This is a genomic window from Frankia sp. CcWB2, assembly GCF_977927585.1.
The window spans coordinates 12,410-15,785 of the sequence record NZ_CDWRCM010000078.1 but is presented as its reverse complement, the minus strand read 5'-3'; the positions used below and the strand labels follow the sequence as shown (position 1 = coordinate 15,785).

Here is a 3,376-nt window from a genome sequence, read left to right as displayed (position 1 = left end):
CGACAGCACCCCGCGCCCCGACAGCACCCCGCGCCCCGACAGCACCCCCACCGGACAGGTGGCGGCACCGGACGAGGGACGACACCGAGGATGAGACCCGAGGCGGTGCGGCGGGACGACGGCCTCACGGGCGGGCGGCGAGCGAGAGCGAGAGCGAGGCCCCAATGAACGCCGACCTGGAGGTCATGGGGATCGCGCTCGGCTGTTCGACAGCGGCCGCGCTCACCGGCCTGCCGTTGCTGCGGGCGCTCCGGAAGCGGCCGTTGTGGGCGACAGCCGCGTCACTGAGCGTAATACCGGTCGTCGCGGTGACGGCGGGGGTCGCCGGCACGGCGCAGGCAATGTTCCTCTCCGATCACAACCTGCGGGTCGTGCTCATCGTGGTCGCCGTGTCGGCGGTGGTGGCGTCGGCATCCGCGGTGCGCCTGGGTGGCCCGGTCGTGGCGGCGATCGGGACGCTGACCCGAGCGACGGCGGCCCTGGGCGAGCCGGGCTATCGCGGCGCCGGCCATGTTCCGACCGCCGAGCTCAGCGCGCTGGCGACGGCCCTGGACGCGACCCATGTCCGCCTGGTCGAGGCGCGGGAACGGGAACGGGCCCTGGAGGCGAGCCGCCGCGAGCTGGTGGCCTGGATCAGTCATGACCTGAGAACCCCGCTCGCGGGAATCCGGGCGACGGCCGAGGCCCTGCAGGACGGCCTGGTCACGGACGCCGAGACGACGGCCCGCTACCACCGGCTGATGCTCGCCGACGCCGAGCGGCTGACCGGCATGGTCGACGACCTGTTCGAACTGGCCCGGCTGCAGGCCGGTGCGCTGCGGCTGAGCCTGGAGAAGGTGCGCGTCGCCGATGTCGTCTCGGACGCGATCGCCGCGGTGGACCCGATCGCGCGGGCCAAGGGAGTCGTCGTCAGCGGGCGGGCCGATCACGCCGGGTACGTCGACGCCGACGCGGCCGAGGTGGGGCGCGTGCTGACCAATCTCCTCGTCAACGCCATCAGGCACACCCCCGACGACGGAACGGTGGAGATCACCGCTACCGCGGACGCCGACCGGGCGGTCTTCGCCGTGGCGGACCGGTGCGGCGGCATCCCGCAGGAGGAGCTGCCCCGCGTGTTCGACCTCGGATTCCGGGGCGAGTCGGCCCGGACCCCCGGCGGTGACGACAACCCGCACCAGCCACGGATGCGGTCGGGGATCGGCCTCGCGATCGTCCGCGGCATCGTCGAGGCGCACGGGTGCGACGTCACCGTGCACAACCATCGGGAGGGCTGCCGCTTCGTCGTCGCGCTCCCCACGTCCTGACGTCCGGACGCCGCCCGGGGTTACGACGGTGCCGGCACAGGGGCCGGGCCGGAGACGTTCCGCGGTTCGTAAGATCCGGCGCGTCCCGGCACCGCTAGCGTCGGCGTCATGCGGGTTCTCGTCACCGGTGGCGCCGGCTTCATCGGTTCTCACGTTGTCGACGTGCTGGTCGCGGCGGGCGGCGAGGCCAGGATCCTCGACGCCCTGCTTCCGGCGGTGCACCGGACGAAGCCCCAGGTCAACAACGCCGCCGAGATGATCGTTGGGGACATGACCGATCGGGGCCAGGTCGCCGAAGCACTGAGCGGGATCGACGTCGTATGCCACCAGGCCGCCATGGTGGGTCTGGGTGCCGATCTGGACGACCTTCCGGCGTATGCCACGAACAACGATCTCGGCACCGCGGTCCTGCTCGCGGCGATGGCCCGCGCCGGAGTGGGGCGACTGGTCCTGGCGAGCTCCCTGGTGGTCTACGGCGAGGGTGGTTACCGCTGCCCGACGGACGGACCGGTGCGCCCCGGACCACGGCAGGCCGCCGACCTGGACGCGGGCCGTTTCGAGCCGCCGTGCCCACGGTGCCACCGGCCGCTCTCGCCCATCGTGGTCCACGAGGACGCCCCCTTGGACCCCCGCAACGCGTATGCGGCGACCAAGGTCGCCCAGGAGCATCTCGCGGCGGCATGGGCGGCGGAAACCGGCGGGACCGTCGTGGCACTGCGCTACCACAACGTCTACGGTCCGCGGATGCCCCGGGACACCCCCTACGCCGGCGTCGCGTCGATCTTCCGCAGTGCGCTGGAACACGGGCGGGCCCCGCGGGCCTTCGAGGACGGCCGGCAGCTGAGGGATTTCGTGCACGTCCACGACGTCGCGCAGGCCAACCTGCTGGCGTCCCAGCAGCCGCAGGCACCCGGCCGGCTGGTTCCCCTCAACATCGGCTCCGGTGATCCCCACACCGTCGGGGACATGGCGGACGCGCTGGCTCGTGCCTTCGGCGGTCCGAAGCCCGTCGTGACCGGTACCTCCCGGGTCGGCGACGTCCGCCACATCGCCGCGTCCTCGGCTCGAGCAGGCGATCTTCTCGGCTACCGGCCGCGGGTCGACTTCGCCGGGGGGATGCGGGCCTTCGCCCATGATCCGCTGCGAGACTAAGGTTCTCCCCGGATCCGCGATCCTCCCTGGCCCGCTCGGGGCAGACCCACGAAGGACTAATCCCCGTCGGCCACCTTCATGAGATCGAAGATGCATCCGCCGAACATGCTGCCCGTGAAAACTGCCTGTGAAAACTGCCCGTGAACGTGCAGGACGCGAACGTCATGTCAAAGAACGAGCACCGAATGAAGGTGCAGGTGGTGAAAGCAGTATCCGAATAGACTGATGTGCTAAACTGGACCCCCAGAAGGTGCGCTCAGTCAAATCCACCACACGAAGAAAACATGATCATAGCTCTGGCCAGACAGATCCCCGCCGTCGGGGCCCAGGGACCGGGTGGTCGCCCGCGTCCGCGGGGCCGGTTCGCCGTATTTCCGTTCGGCCAGGCACCGCAGCCTTCCGGCCAGACACGATCTTCAGTGCCCACCTCACGGTTGCCCCCGAACTGGGCGCACCACTCGACGAGGTATCAATCGCCCACGAATTGTGTTGCATGCCACATGCCCCGTCGACGCTATCCGGCGACAGGAGGTGATGATAAACACGATCCCATCTCGGATATACGGCGGAAAATAGTAGCCGGGGTCCGGCACCATCAGGTATATGGTCTTCGCGGCGCCAAGGGGCACCGCCGGAGTCAAGAGGCTGAGCGGAGAAGGATCGTGACCACGGACAGCGCCCAGACAGGGCAGGCCGGCGAACCGGAACGGCTCGAGGAGCGAAGCACCTCCCCGCACCGAGTAGTGATCATCGGGTCTGGCTTCGGAGGTCTGTTCACCGCGCAGGCCCTCCGCAAAGCACCGGTCGAGGTCACCCTCGTCGCGAAGACGACGCACCATCTGTTCCAGCCGCTGCTCTACCAGGTGGCAACGGGCATCCTGTCCGAGGGCGAGATCGCCCCGACCACCCGTGAGGTATTG

Annotated in this window: 3 protein-coding genes; all 3 read left to right on the top strand. The window is 69.9% G+C overall.

What is annotated here, in order from left to right; all coding sequences use genetic code 11:
* The first annotated feature begins 164 nt into the window (after positions 1-164).
* Entirely contained in the window at positions 165-1,304 is a 1,140-nt protein-coding gene (locus ACY45C_RS10490; RefSeq protein WP_462187433.1) for a sensor histidine kinase, read from the top strand.
* 108 nt (positions 1,305-1,412) lie between these two features.
* Positions 1,413-2,456, top strand: coding sequence for an NAD-dependent epimerase/dehydratase family protein (locus ACY45C_RS10485; RefSeq protein WP_462187432.1), 1,044 nt, complete (start codon positions 1,413-1,415; stop codon positions 2,454-2,456).
* A gap of 662 nt (positions 2,457-3,118) precedes the next feature.
* Positions 3,119-3,376, top strand: a 258-nt coding sequence (locus ACY45C_RS10480; protein ID WP_462187431.1) for an FAD-dependent oxidoreductase, incomplete at its 3' end; no start/stop codon positions are given.